The organism is Microbacterium sp. NPDC055357, from assembly GCF_053644835.1.
On the sequence record NZ_JBSHLZ010000008.1, the window covers coordinates 52,743 to 71,682 of the forward strand.

The following is an 18,940-nucleotide window of genomic DNA, read 5'->3' on the forward strand; positions in this document are numbered from 1 at the left end:
GTGGCGGACGACCTCGTCATCGACGCCCACATGCACGTGTGGGACGCATCCTGGCTGCCCGAGGGCCTCCGGCTCGCATGGGCCCGCCAGGGCGCGGGACGCCGGCTCCCCGAGCGCGACCCGCGCGACATCCTCCCTCACGTCGCGACCGGGCAGAGCGATCCCGACGCCGAGCTCACGATCCGCGCGTTCGATCGCGCAGGTGTCGCCGCCGGGCTCGTCCCCGTCGTCGACTGGACGATCGTCGGTGCACCGGTCGGCGAACATCTGCCGATCGCACAGCTCAATGCGCGCTACGAGCAGCTCTGCACCGAACGCGAGGGACGGCTGTTCTTCGCCGCGGGAATCGACCCGCGGCATCCCGAAGCGCGCACCCTCTTCGACGAGGTCGTATCGCATCCGCACTGCCGCGGAGTCAAGCTCTACCCGGCCGCCGGCTGGGATCTCACCGACCCCGCGTTCGACTGGCTCTTCCGGGCGCTCGTCGAACGCGATCTGCCCGCGGTCATTCACTGCAGCCCGCTGGGCGGCGATCCCCTCCAGGTGATCCGCTCACGGCCCGGCGCAGTTGCGGCGGTTCTCGCGAAGCATCCGACCCTGCGCGTCTCGTTCGCTCACGCGGGCATCGAAGCGTGGTGGGCCGAGGCCCTGGATTGCGCGACGGGCTGGCAGCACGCTTACCTCGAGCTGTCGCTCTGGCAGCGAGTCGCGACTCGGGACTACCGTGAGTTCCGGCACCGCGTCAAGCTCATGCGCGACCAGCTCGGCGCGCACCGCCTCGTGTTCGGGTCCGACATCATGCGCGGCACCAAGCATGATCCCGACGGCGCCGAACTCGAGAACTGGATCGCGCAGGTGCGCGATCTCGCGGCACCCTACGAGGGCTCCGCACCCGTTTTGTCCGAGGAGGAACTGGGGTTCTTCCTCGCCGACAACGCCATCCGCCTGTTCGACCTCAAGGAATTCGCATGAGTGCCACTCTCGGTGAGCTCTTCGCCCACGCGGGCCACCGCTTCAACAACAACGTCGCGATCGAATCCTGCGGAAAGCAGAGGACGTTCGGCGAAGTGATCGAGCGCGGCTGGCGGCTCGCGCACGCTCTGCGGGACCGCGGCGTCCCGGCGGGCTCGCACGTCGCCGCCCTGCTCGGCAACCGCGTCGAGTCGCTCGAGGTGTACGTGGGCCTCGCGCTCGGCGGCTATACGGCTGTCCACGTCAACGACCGGCTCACCTCGGCCGAGGTCGACTACGTCCTCTCGGATTCGGGCGCCGTCGCGCTCATCCATACCGACACGGCGTCCGAGATCGCCGCGGGGATCAGCTGCCACGGGCAGCTGCGTGCGTGGCTGTCGACGGGGGCCGCTCCCCCGGACGGCGCGGAATCATTCGACGAGGCTCTCGCGGCAGCATCCGCCGGCCCCCTGCCGATCGCAGCGGAGCCCGAGGATACGGCGCTCATCGGCTACACGAGCGGCACGACCGGGTTCCCCAAGGGGGTGCTCGTGAGCCACCGTGCCGTCGTGAACTGCATCAAGCTCGTGCCGTTCGCCTACCGCCTGCCGCTGCGGGGCCACGCGGCCTTCGCGGGCGGCTGGTCGTTCGTGTCAGGGCTGTGGGGTGTCATCTTCCCGCACTTCTACACGGGTGGGACGGTGTCGTTCATCCCCGGCGCGACCCCCGATGAGCTGGGCAGGCACATCGTCGAGCACGGCTCGACGTTCGCGCTGGGGCTCACGCCGCTCATCCCGGGCCTGCTCGAGGCCATCCGGCTGCACCCCGGCGTGCTCGACACGCTGCAGACCGTGCTGCACTCGGGCGGACCTCTGCCTCCCGAGTATGCCGAGAAGCTCGTCGGCGTCATCGGCGACCGCCTCGTCGAGACGTACGGCATGACCGAGGTCATCGGCCCGATCACGATCACGAACCGCAGCGACTATCGCACGGGCGGGCCGGAGCACATCTTCGAATCGGTCGGTCGGCCCCTGCCGACGTCATCGATGCGCGTCGTCGATGCCGATCGCAACACCCTCGGCCCCGGAGAGATCGGCGAGCTGGTGATCTCGGCGGACACGATGTTCTCGGGCTACCACGACGCGCCCGAGAAGACGGCAGCCGTCCTGTGCGACGGCGAGTACTTCACCGGCGACCTCGGCTACCGCGACGAGAACGATTACTACTACCTCACCGGCCGCGGGCAGGACCTCATCCTCAGCGGCGGGGCGAACGTCTACGCCGCCGAGGTCGAGCGCGTCCTGCTCCTCATGGAGGAGATCATCGACGCGGCCGTCTTCGGGCTCCCGGACGAGAGATGGGGCGAGGCCGTGTCGTGCGCGCTCGTGCTCGCGTCAGGGTCGACCGTGACGGTCGACGACATCCGCACGTTCGCGCGTGGCCAGCTGGCCGGTTACAAGAAGCCGGTGCACATCTTCCTCGTCGAGCAGTTGCCTCGCAACGCCGGCATGAAGGTCATGAAGCACGTCTTGAAGGAACAGCTCGCAGACCGCATCGAACAGACGAAGGTGGACACATGAAACTCGGCATCAGCGAGATCTTCACCGGCACAGGGCCCCGTTCGGGATCCTGGGCGAACGACGCCGCGCAACTGATCGAAGAGATCGGCTACAACTCGGTGTGGCTGCCCGAACACGTCGTGTTCTTCCCCGAGTACACCTCTCAGTACCCGTACGAATCCGGCGGGGCCGAAGAAGTGCACCGGATGCTGGGGGTCATCGACCCGCTCGTGCTGGCTTCGAGCATCGCGGCCGCGACGAAGACCCTGCGCATCGGCACGTACGTCTTCGTCGTGCCGCAGCGCAACCCCATCATCACGGCCCGCCAGGTCGCGAGCGTCGACCAGCTGAGCGACGGCCGCTTCGAGTTCGGCGTGGGCGTCGGATGGTCGGAAGAGGAATACTCGGCCCTCGACGTGCCGTTCAGCCGTCGAGGCGCCCGCATGGACGAGTATCTCGCGGCGATGCGCGCGTTGTGGTCGCCCGAGGAGCTGACCAGCTTCTCCGGTGAGTTCGTCGACTTCCCCCCGCTGTACTGCTTCCCCAAGCCCGCGCAGACCCGCCTGCCGATCATTGTCGGAGGAAACAGCGACGCGTCGCTGCGGCGCATCGTGGAGTTCGGCGACGGGTGGGCCGGCTACAGCCGCACGCCGGAGGATATCGAGATCTTCATCGAGCGGCTGTCGACTCTCATGGACGCCGCGGGTCGGCAGATGTCGGAGCTCTCGCTCAAGGTCGGCCGGCGCAGCAAGGGCAAGACCGAGCAGGACTGGGAGCACGACCGCGCCTACATCGACCAGGTGATGCGGCTCGGCATCGACGAAGTCGTGGTCTCACCCCGCATCGGCGACGAGAACTACGAGAGCGACATGCGGCGCTTCGCCGAGATCGTCGGTCTCTGACGCTTCGTGGCGACCACCTCGAGCATCGAACGGCTCCTCGCTGAGGACGCCATCCGTCGCGCGCTCCTGGAGTACTGCCGCGGCGTCGACCGGGGTGATGCCGCACGGGCGTTGCGGGCCTACCACCCGCACGGCGTCGATCACCACGGCACGTGGGACGGTGTCGCCTCGGCGCACCTGGCTGACGCTCTCGCGCGTCTCGTCGCCCGCACCCGCTCGACCGTGCACCTGCTCGGGCCGTCGACGTTCGACTGGACCGACGCTGAGACGGTCGTCGTCGAGTCCGACGTGCTCGCGCTGCATGAGGTCGTGGACGAGAACGGGCGACGGGTCGAACACCTGCACGGGCGCTATCTTGACGTGTTCACGCTGCGCGGCGGCGACTGGCGCATCAGCGAGCGGACCTTCGTGCACGACATCGATTTCCTCGATGATCGCGGCCTCGACGCCTATCCGCCCGGGATCTTCGTCGGCGGCGTCCGCGGGGAGGGCGATCCAGCGCACCCAGTGCAACGCGCGCGCTGACCGATCCCCCTGCGGGCAGTGCACGAGTGCGGAGCGTCGATCGTGCACTGAGTTCTTCGCAGTATCGAATCTCGCGTGCGCCTTGCCGCCTCCGGCCGGTGAGTGTCAGAAAGAGTGCCGGTGCACGGCGGATGTCGGTGGTGGGTTCGACACTGACGAAGTGACCAACCTCTACACCAAGAATGGTCGACCGCTTCGATGTGTCGGTGACCGCTTGTTTGCGCGATCAGGATCGTGTGTCGGTCGGATCAAAGGCGGCTACGTCTTCGATCCCTCGGGGCGCTACGCGGGCACGATCGTCGGCGACCGCGTCGCCTATCGCTCGACGCACTCCGCGCGGATCGCTGGTCCGTCAACTGCGGCGAACCGCGCAGTCAGCGGCGGTGCCAACCGCGCGGCGTCGGGCATGTGGGGCGATGAGCCGCCATTCCCGGACTGATGCTCCCGTGGCGTCATGATCTCTGCCCCTACAGTGAGTCTCGTGAGAGACCTACCCCTTTCGGCCGGCGGTGATCTAGTGACGCGGCTTGCCCGCGAACGTGATCCCGTCCGGGCGGTTGTCGAGCTGATTTGGAACGCTATCGACGCCGAAGCCGACAACGTGCGCGTCACCCTGACCCGCTCGACGCTTGATGCAATCGAAGAGGTGAGCGTCGCGGACGATGGCCACGGCATCACCTCCGATGAGGTGGAGTCCACCTTCGGGCGTATCGGCGGATCATGGAAGGCGCTGGCGACGCGCTCAAAGAACGACAAGCGTGGCCTGCACGGCAAGCTCGGTGAGGGACGCCTGCGCGCGTTCGCGCTCGGGTCACGGGTGACCTGGGATAGCGCGAGTATCAATGCCACGGGGGAATGGGAGCACGTCGTCATCGAAGGCGCCAAGGAGCGGGAGGAGCCGTTTCGGTGGGAGATCGAGCCTTCGGCCGCGACGGCGACGGGAACCGTGGTCGTGGCCACAAACGAACAGGATCGGGCGCTCAATTCCCTGACGAGCGATACCGCGCTCGCGACGCTGACCTCGCACTTCGCGCCTGTTCTGCTCAACGACGAGCAGCTTTCGATCGCGTTCGAAGGCGCGTTCCTGGATCCCGCGGACGAGATGCTCGACGACACCTCGACGACCGCGGTGCTCGACAGCGACCCGTCCGTCAGCATCTCGATCCGGATCATCGAGTGGCGCACCGGCAAGCATCGGGCTGTCTACTTCGGCGAGGATGCCGAGCGGTTCGTGGTTGAGGCCTCAGGGACCGAGCTGGAGAGTCAGGCCACCTTCTCCGCCTATGTGACCTGGCCCGGCTTCGATGACGACTCGCTGTCGGTCCTCGGTCTCGGCGACATGGCGCCGGACCCGGCTGGCGCCGTCTGGCGCGCCACCAAAACCGCGGTCCGCGACCACTTCGCCGCCCGCCGCCGCTCGCGGCGTCGCGACCAGATCGACGAGTGGAAGTCCAAGGGCATCTACCCATATACGGAAGAGCCCACGACCGAGGCCGACAAGGCCGAACGGGCCGTCTTCGATATTGTCTCCAGCGCCCTCGTGCCGCAGATCCCGAAGCGCAAAGACGGCGCGCAGCTGACACTCAACCTGCTGCGTGACGCCCTCAAGACCGATCCGGAGAACTTGGCACTTCTGGTCAGCGAGTACGTCGCTCTTGGCGAACAGGACCGGCAGGCGCTCACCAAACTCCTTCGGGACACGACACTCGCCGGCGTCATCCGCAGCGCCAACCTCGTGACGAGCCGCAGCAAGTTCCTGGCCGGCCTCGACCACCTGCTGTTCGACCCCTTGGATTCCGGCAAGGTTGGTGAGCGAGACCACCTTCACAAGATCCTGGAGAACGAACTCTGGATCTTCGGCGAGGAATATCACTTCATGAATAGCGAGCGCGGCCTCACCCAGGTGCTGCGCACGCATCTGAAACTCGAAGGTCTCCCGGGCGGCGAGGTCGAACCCGTCAAGCGATGGAACGGCAAGAGCGGCCGCGTCGACCTGCATTTGGCCGCCAAGTCCCAGGAGCACGACCGTATCCGCCACCTCGTCGTTGAACTGAAGGCGCCCGACATCACTGCCGGGCGCACCGAACGCGACCAGGTCGAGGATTACGTCAACGTGGTGCTGTCGAACGCGGCGTTCGCAAGCGAGCGCGCGGTGTGGGACTTCATCTTGGTCGTGACGGACTACGACGAAGTGATCGAGAACTCGTTTAAGAAGAAGGGGCGAGAGATGGGACTCATCTTCGAGCCCAACAAGAAGCCCGGACGCCCGCTCGTGCGCGCGTACGTTCGACGCTGGCGAGACATCATCGACGAGAACAAGCGGCGGTTGGACTTCGTCACCCGGTCGCTGGAGATCGATCCGTCGCTCGCGGAGGGGCTTGCCTTCATCAAGGACGAGTACGCAGAGATGCTGCCGGAGGACCTCGAGGACTCCGACGAAGACTAGCGACGCTTCGTCACGCGCCTGACTATGAACCAGGAGCGCGACGGTGACAACTTTCCGGGGTCTTGGATATCGCAACAATGCCCGTGGATGTCAGACGCCGCTAACCGCCGAGGAAATTCGCGATCATCGCGGCGAGGTCCCCGCGGCCGACTGCGACAGCAACGCAGACCAGCACTACACCCCGAAGCAGGAGGACAGCCAGGAGACGCGACGTGGGTCCCCATCCGGCCTCGACGGCGCCGGAGATAGCAGTCCACATGCCGATCTTGTGGCCCTGAATTGTGCTGGTTGCGGCCTTCGTTCCCATCGGCATGCACCTCCTTCGCGCTGGACTTGATGTTCTCGTTCATCAAGTAATTCACAGTGCGAGGAGTTCTGGAGGTATGCTTGGATGACGCTTTAACCGGCCAGGAACCTACCTTGACACTGAGACATGTTGAGAGGTTTCTGGCCGGTTAAGACGTTCAGACTGATTCGACGTAGGAGATGATGCGCCTGGCCATTTCCGTTGACTTCTCGCGGTCGCCGACAGCGAAAGAGCGTCCGAAGTTTGAATCGAGGTTGGAACGGCTAGCGAGGCCCGGACACAGCGTCGCGATCGATCACGTCTACTCGTCGATGCGCGGTGAGCTGCCTTCCGCCGGTCTCACGCTCCGCACGGGCTTCGCGTTCCGCGACGGGGCCGCCGACCCGATCGCCTCCGACCGCAAGGCTCCGCCCCGCGAGCTGCGCCCCCCGGCGACGCGCCTCATGACGAGCCGCGGGGCGGCGCTTCGGTTTGTGTTGACGTTGCTCGCCCTCGTGCAGACCGCGCGTAGGCCGGGAGTCAAGGCGAGGTTGGTCGAGTTCGGTTTCGAGGTAGGCGGTCACCGGACTGCGCGCGGCTGGGCCGACCTGATCGTCACGGACGCGACCAACAGCAATCGCCATGGTGTCTACCTGACGGCGCGCGACAAGCGAACACGCAGCGTACGGAACGCGCTGATCGCTCTCGCGGAAGCGGGGCTCGTCGATGTTCCAGGCGCGCCGAGCGAGCGAAACCGCTTCGAGAAGTTCGTCCTCCTCGATGAACGCGGCGTCGACGCGGTCGGGGAACCGCAGGAGTACCGCGTGCCATCGAAGGCCGAGTCGACTTTCACCATTCCCAGCGGATTAATCACCAACGGGTGGCTACACCTCCTCGAGGACTCCGAGATCGCCATCCTCCTCATGGTGGCGTGCGCGAGAGACGGGTGGTGGGACCAAGGACTGCTCGTCATGGATCCCCACATCCGACTGCAGAACTACGGCATCCACCGAGACGTCTTCTCTTCAGCGCGCAAGACGCTCGACTGGTTCGGCCTGCTGAGAGTCGAAGAGAGAAATCGACACGATGACGGCCGCGCGGAGAACGGCGAGCAGCTAGCCCACCGGCTCGGGCTCGCTCACGACGGGTTCGACAAGCCTGCCCTGCCGACCGTGATCGACGCGCTGACGCGACAGCTCGCACGGCGGTGACAGCGGCGGATACGCCAACGAACCATCGGCGCGCCGATAGCGTCCGTAGAGCCGTAACATCGACTGTGATCTCAGACCCAGTTCCGCCACCTCCCGACGAGTCGGACGTCGGCCGCTGGACGCAGACTACGCACGAAGTGACCTCCACTCTCCTCGAATACCCGGATCGAGACAGCAACATTTGGTTGCGAAACTTTCCTTCCGGATCCTGCTCGGTCGCATCTTTCGCCATCGCGGCGACCCTTCGCCAGCGCTATGACGAGCTCTGGACCATCGAGTGGTGCTTTACGGGCGAGCACTCTCATACTTGGCTCTCAAAAGACGTAGGGTTGCCATCTCACGTCACCATTGATTCGACTCTGCATCAATTCTCCCATCTCGCAACCACGCCGTTCATAGCGGCTGGGCCGTCTCCGGCCATCTCGGGCCTGTTCGATGGGTACGCGGTCTACGGGGTCCGAGTGGACCGAATCACGGCTGACTGGCATCACGGTCAGACGCGTGAAGTGTACGAGTGGGCGTTCCCGCGGCTCGGACTCTCTTTGGCGGGAGCCGGCTTAGCTTGCCCTAGTTGACGTCGCCTTCACTCCCCGAGAATGTGCATGCCCGGCCCGACGGCTGAGACCGGCGCTGCGGGGTGCGCTGCTCGGTCCTCGCGTGTGGCGTACACCCGTCGGGCGAGTCCGGTAGGGGCCGGGTTCAGGCTAGCCGGATCCGCACAGAGTCGAGACGTCGGTGGATGTATGACAGCGTGGAGAACACGTCGAGAGCGTCCGTCTCACTCACAGGCCATGCCACTCTGGGCGAGTGCGCGGTCGGATTGCGGAACGTCCCAATTACGCCTCGAAGGAGGTTCGCGAACCCGCTGTGCTCACTCGACTCCGACTTGGTCTCCCAATCATTGATTGTCACCAGCGGACGACCCTGAGACGACGAGAAGCAGCCGTCGACCAGTTCGGAACCATCTAGGGTGAGCCCGGTCATTCCACGCAGTCGATCGCACGCCCCCTTCACCGCTTCTGAGACGGCGTGGAATGTTGACTCTCGGATCAACTCTTCCCTGCAGTACACGAGCACTTGGTCATGCACGCCACGACGCTTCGACTCGGCGAGCAACCGACCGGTGAGCGCTGCAACTTCATCGAATGTCGTTGCCTTCCTCGACAACCGCCCGATCCGGCCGTCATCTCGTATGCGAAAGCCGGCCAATGACAATGCCGGATCTACAGCAGCACGCAGCTCTTCAAACCGCTCCTGTCTTCCGAGATAGCGACCGATCGCCATCGTCTCGCTCACAAAACGGATGACGCAGTTGCCGGCGTCGTCCTTGCGCTGCTGGTTGATCAACGCCGTCGCAAGCCGATGGCGCTTAGTCACGTCAGGACCAGGATCCTCAAGTCGCAGCTGTGCCAGCACCCGGCCGATCTCCGACCCCGTGAGTCCGATGCTCGTATCGCCCAGAGCATCGGCGATCGCTATCACCACGCTTTCCGGGAGAGGCGGGAACTTCTCGTTCGACATGCAGCTAGCCTCGCCGATCATTGCCTTCTTTGCTCGCAGCGCGCTGGGAAGTCGGTGCGCTTCGAGGCGCACGGAAACCGGTGATCTATTGGTCCAGCACGCGATCCGACCAGCTTGCGGCAATCTGCGTCTCGATCCGACATGGCGATGTTCGTATGCCCCGCCCGATGAAAGCCCATGCACCGGCACCTGCATCGGGCGCCTACGAGTGAAACTGGAGCCGACGGGACCAGCGGGCGTGACCGCAGCGGGTGCCGTCAGGCCTGCGCAGCCGCCTCGGCGCCCAGCATCCCGACCAGAAGCTCGAACTCCTGCTGGAACGTCTCCATGATCTGCGCACTCGAGGCGTCGTTCAGCGCGTCCCAATTGTCGCGCACTTCTTCGGGGCTCAGCGAGCGCGAGAAGTAGCCGGGCGTCTGGGCGATCACGACGCGCGCGACACGGCCGCCGCCGACGTTGTACGCCTCACCCGTCGTCGTGCACTCGTCGGCGCTCAGCCAGACGACGACCGGGGCGACGAGACTCGGGTCGAGGCGGTCGGCGTACTCGCCGAGCAGGCTCTCGGTCATGCGGGTGCGCGCTCCGGGCTCGATCGCGTTGACCTGGATGCCATGGCGGGCGCCCTCGATCGCGAGCGTCTTGGTGGTGCCCCAGATCGCCGCCTTCGCGGCGCCGTAGTTGGCCTGGCCGAAGTTGCCGAAGAGACCGGCTGCCGACGTCGTGTTGACGATGCGGCCGTGTCCCTGCGCGACCATGACCGGCCACGCGGCCTTGCTCATCCAGACGGTCCCACCGAGATGCACGGCGAGCACGGGGTCCCATTCCTCGGTCGTCATCTTGGCGAACGACTTGTCCCGCAGGATGCCGGCGTTGTTGATGAGGATGTCGAGGCGACCATAGGTCGAGGTCGCGAGCTCGACGATCTTCGTCGCGCCCTCGAGGGTGCTGACGTCGTTCGTGTCGGCGACTGCGGAGCCACCGGCCGCGACGATCTCGTCGACGACCTCCTGAGCGGGGGACGTACCACCGGCGCTGCCGTCGAGTGCGCCCCCGCGATCGTTCACGACGACCGAGGCACCCCGCGAAGCGAGGGCGAGCGCGTGTTCACGCCCGAGACCGCGGGCTGCTCCGGTGACGATCGCCACGCGGCCGTTCAGACTGATGTCGGTCATTGATTCACATTCCTTGTCTCTGCACCGCACGCCGGGCAGGGTTCAGCCGAAGAGCGCCGCCATCACCTCGGTGCTGCCGCGCACCTCGCCGGGTGTGCCGTGCGAGACGATCCGGCCGCGCTGCATGACATACACCTCGTCACTCACCTCGAGCGCGAGCTCGGCATTCTGCTCGACGAGCAGGATTGTCGAGCCGCTTCGGTGCAGCGTCTCGATCGTCTGGAAGAGCAGGTCGACGATCGACGGCGCGAGGCCCATCGACGGCTCATCGAGCAGCAGCACCTGCGGCATCGTCATGAGGGCGCGACCGAAGGCCAGCATCTGCTGCTCGCCACCGCTCAGCGAGGCGGCGAACTGGTTGCGACGCTCGGCCAGACGCGGGAAGAGCTCGAAGACCCGGTCCAGCTCATCCTTGCGTTCGGCGCGCGTACCACGCCCGCTGAACGATGACAGCTCGAGGTTCTCAAGAACCGTCAGCGGCGGAGCGACACGGCGCCCCTCGGCGACGAGCGCGACACCGGAGCGGACGACGCGGTGGCACGGCCATCCTGTGATGTTCTTGCCACCCACCGTCACGGTACCGCCGGACTGCTTGTGCAGCCCCGCGATCGTGTTGAGCGTCGTTGTCTTGCCGGCGCCGTTCGAGCCGATCAGAGCGACGAGTGTGCCCTGAGCGACCTCGATGTCGACCTCACGAACCGCCGGAATCGCGCCGTACCCGGCGGAGAGTCGCGATACGCGCAGCATCGGATCGTTTGCCAAAGTAGGCCTCCTTCACATCGTCCTGTTCCAGGCACCAGGTCGGTGCCCCCTCGGCGAGCAGCACGCCAGAGTTCATGACCGAGACCGACTCGCAGAACTCTTCGACCAGACGCATGTTGTGCTCGATCAGGATGAGGGTGTGGCCGAGTTCTTTGAGCCGGACCAGCAGCTGGCCCACCTGCTCGGACTCGGCGTCGTTCATTCCGGCGGTCGGCTCGTCGAGGAGCAGGATCCGCGGGTTCGTCGCGAGGGCGCGGGCGATCTCGACGCGGCGCTGATCGCCGTAGGAGAGCGTTTCGGCGAGCGTCGAGTGGGGAGCCGTGCAGCCGACCATGTCGAGCAGTTCGGCGGCGCGCTCGCGGACCGCCTTGCGCTCTCGACGCTCGGCGGGGCTCATCAGGATCGCGCCGGCGATCGTCGAGGAACGCTGCATGTAGGCGCCCGCGATGACCGTCTCGATGACGCTCAGACCCGGGAAGAGCCGGATGTTCTGGTAAGTGCGCGCGACGCCGAGCCGCGCGATGTTGAACGGCTGCATGTGGGTGACATCCTCGCCGAAGACCCGCACGTGGCCCGCATCGGCGCGGACGAAGCCGCTGATCATGTTGAGCACCGTCGTCTTGCCGGCGCCGTTGGGACCGAGGATGCCGTGCACGCGCTGCTTCGGCACCTTGATCGTGACGTCGGCGACGGCTTTGAGGCCACCGAAGGTCTTCGTCAGGTCGACGATGTCGACGGCGAGCTCTTCGCTCGACGCGACCGGATTCTGCGGATCGGTCATGACGTCGCCCCTGCCGTGATCTGCTCCTGCGAGTTCGACTCTGCGGACCCGGCGCCGGTTTTCTTGGCCCTGCGACTGTCCCAGCGCGCTCGGAGCAGCCGCATCCGTCGCATGTCGACCAGCCCGCGGGGCAGGTAGATGATGATGACGACGAGCAGGACACCCGTCACGACCCGGTCGAAATCACCCATCGGTCCACGCAGGATCTCGGGCAGGATCGTGAAGACGATCGCGCCGACGATCGGACCGAGCCAGTAGAACGCACCGCCGAGGACGACAGCGGCGAGGCTCACGAAGCCGAGGTGCGTATAGAACGTGTCCGGGCCGATGTACTGCAGGAAGCTCGCTTGCAGTACTCCCGCCGCCCCGCCGAGGGCGCCCGAGATGACCATGCCGATGAACTGCACGCGGCGCGGCGAGATGCCGAGCGTCTCGGCGACCGCGGGATCTTCGCGCACGGCGTCGGCGGCGAGACCGAATCGCGAGGCGCCGAGGCGCCACATGATGAAGCCGGCGACGACGAGGACGCCGATGAGCCAAAGCCACGAGCCCAGCTCACCAGGTACGCGGGTTCCTGTCGCGCCGCCCGTGAGCTCGGGCACGTTGAGGATGATGACACGGCCGATCAGCACCATCGCGATCGTCGCCATCGCCAGGTAGTGGCTGTCGAGCCGGATGAGTAGGAGCGCTGTGATCGCACCGACGATCGCGCCGACGACGATGCACAAGACGAATCCCACGACGGCGGGAAGACCCAGAGAGCCGACGAGATAGGCGAACGTGAAGGCTGTGAACGCGCCGAAGAACACCGGAGCGAGGCTCAGGACACCGGTCCATAGCGAGGCGTAGATGGCGAGGGCGAAGAGTGCGCTGACCCCCGCGAACTGCAGGGTGGTCAACCAGGCTGTAATACTCACAAGTCGGGCTCCCAGTCAGGCTCGGACGAATTGACGTTCGCGGAAGATGCCACGCGGCCACGCGACGAGCACCAGCAGTAGGACGCCGAAGGTGATGGCGTCGCGGAATCCGGACGAAATGTACTGCGCGCTCATGACCTCGAGGACGCCGATCGCGAGGCCGGCGATCGCGGCGCCGCGGATGTCACCCCAGCCGCCCACGACGACGGCAGCGAAGCCCTTCAGCAGCAGCGCTTCGCCGAGGCTGAACGACACGTTGTTGTCGGAGAGTGCGGCGAGGACGCCCGCGAGACCCGCGATCGCGCCGGCGAGGAAGGCGACCGCGATGAGCGTGTTGCGCGAGTTGACGCCGACGATCGTCGCCGACGGGGTGTCGGCCGAGACAGCGCGCACGGCGGCGCCGAAGCGCGTGCGCGTCAGAAGGACGTGGACGCCGGTGACGACGATGACGAGCGCGATGACGCTGTACAGCTGGGCCGGGAGGATCACGAAGCCGCCGATGCGGAACGCCTCGGTCTGCACCGAGCCAGCGGGGTAGCTCGTCGCCGACGGGCCGGCGAATGCCTCGGCGACGGCGAGGAGGACGATCCAAATGCCGATGCTCGCGATGATGGGGGCGAACGTACCCGCTCTGCGCTTGCGCAGCGGCTCGAAGGCCAGAACGTCGGATGCCACGCCGAGAGCGCCGGCGAAGAGGACGCCCACGAGCAGTGCGACCCAGAAGTTCACGCCGACTTCGGCGACGAGCCAGTACGAAGACAGGGCGCCCCACGTCGCGAACGTTCCGTGCGCGACGTTCAGGATGCCCATGCGTGCCAGGATCAGAGAGAAGCCGATGGCGAAGATGGCGTAGATCGAGCCGAGCGCCAGGCCATTCATCAGCTGCTGAATCAGGAGTTGCACGAAGGCCCTCTTTCGTGTGCGCCGTTTCGGGTCATGTCTGAATCAAGCGCTCGCTTGACTTCGATGTCAACGAGCCCAGTGTATGTCACTCCGCCCCTGGACTGTCAAGCGATCGGACCGTCTTTATCAAGCGCTTGCTCGACACGCCTGCGATCGGACAGTAGCCTTCTGGGCAGGGAGTATCAATGGACCTGCAGTTGAACGATTCGATCGCGCTGGTGACGGGAGCGAGCGCGGGCATCGGCCGTGCGACAGCGACCCTCCTCGCCACCGAGGGCGCGCACCTCGCTCTATGCGCGCGGCGCGGCGAAGCCTTGCGCGAACTCGCTGACGAGATCGAGCGGTCCGGAGGTCACCGCCCTCTCGTCGTCGAGGCTGATCTCGTCGAGCCTGATTCGGCCGCCGAGGTCGCGACCGAGGTGCGCGAACATTTCGGCCGGCTTGACGCACTGGTCAACGTAGCCGGCGCCGCAGAACAGCCCGGCACCGTGCTCACGGAAGAGATCTGGCAGCGCCAGTTCGAACTGAACTTCCATTCGAAGCGACGCCTCACCGAAGCCGTCCTACCGATGCTGCGCACGAGCGGCCGCGGTCGCGTTGTGAACTTCGTCGGTTTGCTCGAGCCACTCGTGATCTCAGCTGCGCAGGCAGCCGTCGCCGCCTGCATCCTGTGGTCCAAAGCACTCTCTCGCGACGTGGCGGCCGATGGTGTGACCGTCAACTGCATCGCCCCAGGACGCATCGACAGCGAACAGCTACGGCGTGCGATGCCCGAAGGCGAGGCAAAGCAGGACTTCATCCGCCGCCGCATTCCCGCCGGGCGCTTCGGCACTCCCGAGGAGGCGGCGGCGCTCGTCGCGTTCCTCACATCAGGCGCCGCCGCATACATCACTGGTGACATGTTCAGCGTGGATGGCGGCATGCACTGGTCGATCTGACACTGTCATGCTCGGCGCCGCGAGCACAGCTACCCTGGCCGCATGGCTCAGGCCGCGACACCGCCGCTGTTCACCGTGGGACATTCCGATCTGTCCTCCGACGAGTTCATCGGGGTGCTCGAGGGTGCCGGTGTGGAACTGCTCGTCGACATCCGCCGATTGCCCGGATCACGGGCGCATCCGCACTTCGACCAGGACCCACTGACGAAGCGACTCGAAACGGCGAGCATCGGCTACGACTGGGCCAAGGCGCTCACGGGCCGGCGATCGGCCTCGAAGGACGTGCCGCGCGAGGTCAATGCGTTCTGGCAGAACCGCAGCTTCCACAACTACGCCGATTGGGCTCTCACAGACGAATTCCACGACGCGCTCGAGCAGCTGCGCGCCTGGTCCCTCGAGCGACCCACCGCGATCATGTGCTCCGAGGCGGTGTGGTGGCGCTGCCACCGCCGCATCGTCGCCGATCATGTGCTCGCCGCCGGCGATGAGGTACGGCACATCATCGGCGCGAAGATCACGCCGGCGACTCTGACGGCCGGAGCCGTGATCGACTCGAACGGCCGCGTCACCTACCCGGGCTGACCGTGAGGCTCGGCATCGAGCACAGGATGCTGCCGAGCCTCACGACCCCGAGACGTTCTACGCCTCCCAGCGCCGAATCAGCGCCGCGAGCGCCTGCCCGCCGCCGATGCACATCGTGACGACGGCGTACTCCAGGTCGCGGCGGTGCAGATCGAGCGCCGCGCGCACCGTGAGGATCGCGCCGGTCGCACCCACGGGGTGCCCGAGCGCGATCGCGCCGCCATATGGATTCACCCGAGACGCATCCAGACCGCCGTCGCGGATCACCGCGACCGCCTGCGACGCGAACGCCTCGTTCAGCTCGAACACGTCGACATCCGAAGGCGACAGGCCCGTCTGCTCCCACAGCCGCTGAAGCGCGAACACGGGTGCGTAGCCCATCAGCTCGGGCTCGTTCCCGGCCGTGACGACCGCCTCGATCGTCGCGAGACCCGACAGGCCCCGGGCGCGGATGTCCGACGAACGCATCAGCACCGTCGCCGCCGCGCCGTCATTGATGCCCGACGCGTTGCCGGCCGTGACCGACCCGCCCTCCTGGAACACGGGCTTGAGCCCCGCGAGCGTCTCGAGAGTCGTCTCCGGACGCGGGTGCTCATCGGTCGAGACCTCGACCGGCCGCCGGCCCCCGGATGACACGGCGACGATCTCTTCCGCGAAGGCCGCGCGCGCAGCATCCGTCGATGCCCGTCGCTGGGATTCGAGCGCGAACTCGTCCTGCTCGGCCCGCGAGATGCCGTACTTGTCGGCGACGTTCTCGGCCGTGACGCCCATGTGCTTCTTGCTGAACGGGTCGGTCAGGATCGCGATCGTGCCGTCGAGCAGCTTGCGGTCGCCCAAACGCGTGTTGCCGCGGGCGTTGAAGTCGAGGAACGGCGTCCGCGACATCGACTCGTCGCCACCGGCGACGACGACGTCGACCCCGCCCCACAACAGCTCCTGCGCGCCCGACCAGATCGCCTGCAGGCCCGAGCCGCACAGCCGGTTGACGTTGAAGGCCGGCACCCGAGACGACAGCCCCGCCGCGAGCGCGACCCGGCGCGCGTTGTACGCGTCGGGCCCCACCTGCGAGATGTTGCCCATCACGACCTCGCCGACCTCGGACCCGTCGACGCCGGAGCGCGTCAGCGCCTCGGTGACAGCGGCCGCACCGAGCTCGTACGCGTCGACGTCCTTCAGCGCACCGCCGAACGACCCGACGGGCGTTCGCGCGCCGCCGAGGATGACGACCTTGTCGCGCGTCATCCCGCGGACTCCTCGGCACGCTCGGCGGCAGCGAGCATCGCGGCATCCGGAACGTAGCCCTCGATGTGACGCTCCTCCGGGCCGTTGTACTCCGACAGCGGCCGGATGAGCGCGTTGGAGGCGAGCTGCTCGAGGACGTGCGCCGTCCACCCCGTGACGCGCGCCGCGACGAACAGCGGCGTGAAGGTCAGCGTGTCGAAGCCCATCAGGTTGTAGGCCGGCCCCGACGGGTAGTCGAGGTTGGGGTAGATGCCCTTGCGCGAGACGAACTCGGATTCGAGCTCGTCGTAGAGCGCCTCGACGTCGGGGCGGTCATAGTGCTCGACGAGCGTGTCTAGCGCCGCCTTCATCGTCGGCACGCGCGAGTCGCCGCGCTTGTAGACGCGGTGCCCGAAGCCCATGATCTTGCGCTTCTCGGCGAGTGCCGCATCGAGCCACGCGCCGACGTTGCCGGCCTCGCCGATCTCGTCGAAGATGTGCAGCACGGCCTCGTTCGCCCCGCCGTGCAGCGGTCCCTTGAGCGCGCCGATCGCACCGACGACGGCCGAATAGAGGTCGGACAGCGTCGAGGCGATGACGCGGCTCGTGAACGTCGAGGCGTTGAACGAGTGCTCGGCATACAGGATCATCGAGCGGTTGAACGCGTCGATCACGACGTCGTCGACGTCTTCGCCGAACGTCATCCACAGGAAGTTGGCGGCGTAGTCCAGGTCATCGCGCGGCGGCACCGGCTCCTGCCCGCGCCGGCGGCGCTGACCGTAGGCCACGATGGCGGGAAGAGCAGCGAACAGACGGATGCTGCGGGCCAGGTTCTCGTCGGGATTGCCCGACGCGTCCAGCACCGATCCCGTGCCGGCGAGGTCGCGCGCACCGATCAGCGAGACCGCCGTGCGCAGCTCGTCCATGGGGTGGGCATCCAGCGGCACGCGGTCGATGACGGCACGCACGTCGGGGTGCAGCGCCCGGTACTCGCGCTCGACGGCCCGCAGCTGTGCCAGCTCGACGTCGGACGGCAGTTCGCCGTGCCACAGCAGGTACGCGACCGCCTCGAAGGGCTGTGTCGCGGCGAGCTCCTGGACGGGGTACCCGCGGTACAGCAGGGAGTTCGTCTCGGGGTTGACCTTCGAGACCGCCGTGTAGTCGACGACGACTCCGGCAAGGCCCTTCTTGATGTCGGTCATTTCAGTCCTTACTGATCTGGAAGTTGAAGACGTTCGTGTCGAAATGGTTGTACTGCTCGTAGTCGATCAGCTCGTAGAGGTCGGCGCGGTGCTGCATCTCGCCGAGCTTCGACGTGAGATGCCCCTCGTCCGTGAGCGTATCGAGAGCACGGGATGCCGCACCCATGGCGATGCGCAGGAGTGACACGGGCCAGATCACGATGTTCACCCCGACATCGCGCAGCTGGTCGACCGAGAACAGGTCGCTCTTGCCGAACTCCGTCATGTTCGCGAGGATCGGCACGTCGACGGCGCCGCGGATCGCCGCGAACTCCTCGAGCGAGCGCATCGCCTCGGGGAAGATCGCATCGGCCCCCGCGTCGACGAGCGCCTTCGCGCGGTCGATCGCGGCATCCACCCCGTCGACCGCGGCGATGTCGGTGCGCGCCATGATGAGGAAGTTCGGGTCGCGCCGCGCGTCGGCGGCGGCGCGGATGCGCTTGATCGCGGTGTCCTCGTCGACGACGGACTTGCCGTCGAGGTGGCCGCACCGCTTGGGGTTGATCTGGTCTTCGATGTGCGTGCCCGCCAAGCCCGCGTCTTCGAGCGTCTGGATCGTGCGCGCGACGTTCATCGGCTCGCCGAAGCCCGTGTCGGCGTCGATGATCGCCGGCAGGTCCGTCATGCGCGCGATCTGCTGTCCGCGCGCGGCGACCTCGGTGAGCGTCGTCAGGCCGATGTCGGGCAGGCCGAGGTCGGCCGAGAGCACGGCGCCCGAGATGTAGACGCCCTCGAAGCCCTTGCGCTCGATGAGCCGGGCGCTGAGCGGGTTGAACGCGCCGGGGAACCGCAGCAGCTCCCCCGTCGCGAGCCGCTCGCGGAACGCCCGCCGCTTCTCGGCGGCGTTCACGGTCGAGTACAGCATCAGCGCCCCCCTCCCGCCCGTTGACTTGCGCCCAATGCCGACGACACGCCGCGCGCGCCGGGCACAAAGCGCAAGTCGGCGACCCGGGGGGCCCACCTGCGCGCGACCAGACCAGAACGTCGACTTGCGCCCAATGCCGACGACACGCCGCGCGCGT

At 66.7% G+C, this 18,940-nt stretch carries 18 protein-coding genes; 9 read left to right on the top strand and 9 right to left on the bottom strand.

Going from position 1 to position 18,940, the window contains the following annotated elements:
• From ACWICD_RS11355 to ACWICD_RS11385, 7 genes are all read left to right on the top strand, one after another.
• Window positions 1-972: an amidohydrolase family protein gene (locus tag ACWICD_RS11355; RefSeq protein WP_454140218.1), complete on the top strand. Its 972-nt coding sequence runs from the start codon at window positions 1-3 to the stop codon at window positions 970-972.
• Complete coding sequence (locus ACWICD_RS11360; RefSeq protein WP_454140219.1) at window positions 969-2,531, top strand: class I adenylate-forming enzyme family protein; 1,563 nt, start codon at window positions 969-971, stop codon at window positions 2,529-2,531. The genes ACWICD_RS11355 and ACWICD_RS11360 overlap by 4 nt, the downstream gene beginning before the upstream one ends.
• Window positions 2,528-3,412 (top strand): LLM class F420-dependent oxidoreductase, encoded by an 885-nt coding sequence (locus ACWICD_RS11365; protein ID WP_454140220.1) that lies wholly within the window; start codon window positions 2,528-2,530, stop codon window positions 3,410-3,412. Before ACWICD_RS11360 ends, ACWICD_RS11365 begins: the two co-directional genes overlap by 4 nt.
• Before the next feature lie 6 nt (window positions 3,413-3,418).
• A complete protein-coding gene (locus tag ACWICD_RS11370) occupies window positions 3,419-3,937 on the top strand; it encodes a nuclear transport factor 2 family protein (protein ID WP_454140221.1) in 519 nt (172 codons plus the stop codon).
• A 160-nt stretch (window positions 3,938-4,097) separates the two neighbouring features.
• The gene (locus ACWICD_RS11375; protein ID WP_454140222.1) at window positions 4,098-4,376 is read left to right on the top strand and encodes a hypothetical protein; all 279 of its coding nucleotides are present in this window, start codon (window positions 4,098-4,100) and stop codon (window positions 4,374-4,376) included.
• Window positions 4,377-4,418: 42 nt separating this feature from the next.
• Entirely contained in the window at window positions 4,419-6,383 is a 1,965-nt protein-coding gene (locus ACWICD_RS11380; RefSeq protein ID WP_454140223.1) for an ATP-binding protein, read from the top strand.
• Window positions 6,384-6,944: 561 nt separating this feature from the next.
• The gene (locus ACWICD_RS11385) at window positions 6,945-7,880 is read left to right on the top strand and encodes a hypothetical protein (protein WP_454140224.1); all 936 of its coding nucleotides are present in this window, start codon (window positions 6,945-6,947) and stop codon (window positions 7,878-7,880) included.
• Between the two features lie 699 nt (window positions 7,881-8,579).
• Here the strand turns inward: ACWICD_RS11385 and ACWICD_RS11390 are convergent.
• From ACWICD_RS11390 to ACWICD_RS11415, 6 genes are all read right to left on the bottom strand, one after another.
• Complete coding sequence (locus tag ACWICD_RS11390; protein ID WP_454140225.1) at window positions 8,580-9,401, bottom strand: TIGR02391 family protein; 822 nt, start codon at window positions 9,399-9,401, stop codon at window positions 8,580-8,582.
• Between the two features lie 257 nt (window positions 9,402-9,658).
• Window positions 9,659-10,573, bottom strand: a complete 915-nt coding sequence (locus tag ACWICD_RS11395; RefSeq protein ID WP_454140226.1) for an SDR family NAD(P)-dependent oxidoreductase — start codon at window positions 10,571-10,573, stop codon at window positions 9,659-9,661.
• A gap of 42 nt (window positions 10,574-10,615) precedes the next feature.
• Window positions 10,616-11,335, bottom strand: a complete 720-nt coding sequence (locus ACWICD_RS11400) for an ABC transporter ATP-binding protein (protein ID WP_454140227.1) — start codon at window positions 11,333-11,335, stop codon at window positions 10,616-10,618.
• A complete protein-coding gene (locus tag ACWICD_RS11405) occupies window positions 11,265-12,116 on the bottom strand; it encodes an ABC transporter ATP-binding protein (protein WP_454140228.1) in 852 nt (283 codons plus the stop codon). The genes ACWICD_RS11400 and ACWICD_RS11405 overlap by 71 nt, the downstream gene beginning before the upstream one ends.
• Window positions 12,113-13,015, bottom strand: coding sequence for a branched-chain amino acid ABC transporter permease (locus ACWICD_RS11410; RefSeq protein ID WP_454140229.1), 903 nt, complete (start codon window positions 13,013-13,015; stop codon window positions 12,113-12,115). Before ACWICD_RS11410 ends, ACWICD_RS11405 begins: the two co-directional genes overlap by 4 nt.
• 33 nt (window positions 13,016-13,048) lie before the next feature.
• A complete protein-coding gene (locus tag ACWICD_RS11415) occupies window positions 13,049-13,936 on the bottom strand; it encodes a branched-chain amino acid ABC transporter permease (RefSeq protein WP_454140230.1) in 888 nt (295 codons plus the stop codon).
• A gap of 185 nt (window positions 13,937-14,121) precedes the next feature.
• On the opposite strand from ACWICD_RS11415, the gene ACWICD_RS11420 reads away from it, so the two are divergent.
• Window positions 14,122-14,874, top strand: coding sequence for an SDR family NAD(P)-dependent oxidoreductase (locus tag ACWICD_RS11420; protein WP_454140231.1), 753 nt, complete (start codon window positions 14,122-14,124; stop codon window positions 14,872-14,874).
• Window positions 14,875-14,916: 42 nt separating this feature from the next.
• Window positions 14,917-15,456 carry a DUF488 domain-containing protein gene (locus tag ACWICD_RS11425; protein ID WP_454140232.1) on the top strand — a complete coding sequence of 180 codons (540 nt, stop codon included), beginning with the start codon at window positions 14,917-14,919 and terminating at the stop codon, window positions 15,454-15,456.
• A 57-nt stretch (window positions 15,457-15,513) separates the two neighbouring features.
• Here ACWICD_RS11425 and ACWICD_RS11430 read toward each other — a convergent pair whose 3' ends face one another.
• From ACWICD_RS11430 to prpB, 3 genes are read right to left on the bottom strand one after another with little or no spacing between them, the layout of a single operon-like run.
• The gene (locus ACWICD_RS11430) at window positions 15,514-16,698 is read right to left on the bottom strand and encodes a thiolase family protein (protein ID WP_454140233.1); all 1,185 of its coding nucleotides are present in this window, start codon (window positions 16,696-16,698) and stop codon (window positions 15,514-15,516) included.
• Window positions 16,695-17,879 carry a bifunctional 2-methylcitrate synthase/citrate synthase gene (locus tag ACWICD_RS11435; RefSeq protein WP_454140234.1) on the bottom strand — a complete coding sequence of 395 codons (1,185 nt, stop codon included), beginning with the start codon at window positions 17,877-17,879 and terminating at the stop codon, window positions 16,695-16,697. Before ACWICD_RS11435 ends, ACWICD_RS11430 begins: the two co-directional genes overlap by 4 nt.
• Window position 17,880: 1 nt before the next feature.
• The gene (gene prpB / locus ACWICD_RS11440; RefSeq protein WP_376129136.1) at window positions 17,881-18,783 is read right to left on the bottom strand and encodes a methylisocitrate lyase; all 903 of its coding nucleotides are present in this window, start codon (window positions 18,781-18,783) and stop codon (window positions 17,881-17,883) included.
• Window positions 18,784-18,940: the final 157 nt, after the last annotated feature.

Coding starts and splice junctions, on each gene's coding strand:
- ACWICD_RS11360 (WP_454140219.1), top strand. CDS start 969: ATGAGTGCCACTCTCGGTGAGCTCTTCGCCCACGCGGGCCACCGCTTC.
- ACWICD_RS11390 (WP_454140225.1), bottom strand. CDS start 9,401: ATGTCGAACGAGAAGTTCCCGCCTCTCCCGGAAAGCGTGGTGATAGCG.
- ACWICD_RS11395 (WP_454140226.1), bottom strand. CDS start 10,573: ATGACCGACATCAGTCTGAACGGCCGCGTGGCGATCGTCACCGGAGCA.
- ACWICD_RS11430 (WP_454140233.1), bottom strand. CDS start 16,698: ATGACGCGCGACAAGGTCGTCATCCTCGGCGGCGCGCGAACGCCCGTC.
- ACWICD_RS11435 (WP_454140234.1), bottom strand. CDS start 17,879: ATGACCGACATCAAGAAGGGCCTTGCCGGAGTCGTCGTCGACTACACG.
- ACWICD_RS11425 (WP_454140232.1), top strand. CDS start 14,917: ATGGCTCAGGCCGCGACACCGCCGCTGTTCACCGTGGGACATTCCGAT.
- ACWICD_RS11405 (WP_454140228.1), bottom strand. CDS start 12,116: ATGACCGATCCGCAGAATCCGGTCGCGTCGAGCGAAGAGCTCGCCGTC.
- prpB (WP_376129136.1), bottom strand. CDS start 18,783: ATGCTGTACTCGACCGTGAACGCCGCCGAGAAGCGGCGGGCGTTCCGC.
- ACWICD_RS11365 (WP_454140220.1), top strand. CDS start 2,528: ATGAAACTCGGCATCAGCGAGATCTTCACCGGCACAGGGCCCCGTTCG.
- ACWICD_RS11420 (WP_454140231.1), top strand. CDS start 14,122: ATGGACCTGCAGTTGAACGATTCGATCGCGCTGGTGACGGGAGCGAGC.